Consider the following 949-nt stretch of genomic DNA (forward strand, 5'->3'; position numbering starts at 1 on the left):
TTTAAACTATAGAGAGACGATTGGGGCGGCGATATGAAACTTAAATTTAAACAACAAGAATTTCAAAATGATGCGGTTAAAAGCGTCATTGATTTATTTAAAGGCCAACCACAACAGCATTCTTCTTATGATATAGGAAGGATTTTCAATCTGCTAGCGGGCGTTTGAGTGTGCTCTTACCCTCCGTAAAAGGAATTTTTACAAATTTTTCTTGCCTGGACAAGCGAGAATTAGAAATGGATGCCGACATAACCCCTTGTGAAATTGTTTTTTATTGCGTTGTAATAAATGATGAAGAAATTTATGTTTTAGTTGGTAGTGATAGTACTTGTATGTGCTTGACTAAGCCACATGTGACGCAATTTTAAAATTACCCATGGTGACATATCGTTAAATTGATACTTCAGCTCTTCAATTTGTCAGAAATATGATGAAGCCAAAAGATGTCCATATTTTGGATGGGCTTGTGCCAATTGATAAGTTTACTGATAATGTTTGTAAGTGCCATAATAGCACACAAGAAGAAATATAAATCGCCGTCTTTATTATGCGAAACAGCGCGCCAACTTAGAGCGCGAAATTATTGCTCTTGCAAAGCAAGGTAAAAAAAGCAAAATGATCGAAATGTGGTAATGCGAATTGATCGAGCTGACTTGCGTAAACGAAAAGAAATAAAATAAGCACAAGAAACTTTAAAAAATAAAGAGAACAGCTTATACGACACTTTGCATGAAAGTAAATTTGCAGAGGATACAGAAATAAATAGGATAAAATGAATTGCTGCGTATAAAAGCAATATTCATAGACATATTTTATACTAAGCGTCACGGGGAAGTGCGTAAATGACTATAATAGCGGGTGAAGATAAAATAGAGGGCATGAGTCAAAGCCCACAAGAGCAAGATATTGCAAAACTAAAGGCAGCCTTTCCGCAATGTTTTGCCGAGGG

General features: G+C 35.8%; 1 protein-coding gene. It reads left to right on the top strand.

Translation table 11 applies throughout. The features are described 5' to 3' along the window. Window positions 1-33: 33 nt before the first annotated feature. Window positions 34-168, top strand: a complete 135-nt coding sequence (locus PVV66_RS09650) for a hypothetical protein (RefSeq protein WP_273719621.1) — start codon at window positions 34-36, stop codon at window positions 166-168. Window positions 169-949: the final 781 nt, after the last annotated feature.

It is taken from the genome of Bartonella sp. AU16XJBT (assembly GCF_028618665.1).
Lineage (GTDB): Bacteria > Pseudomonadota > Alphaproteobacteria > Rhizobiales > Rhizobiaceae > Bartonella.

What these genes read in the sequence shown, in the direction of transcription:
- PVV66_RS09650 (WP_273719621.1), top strand. Translation starts at nt 34, where the DNA reads ATGAAACTTAAATTTAAACAACAAGAATTTCAAAATGATGCGGTTAAA.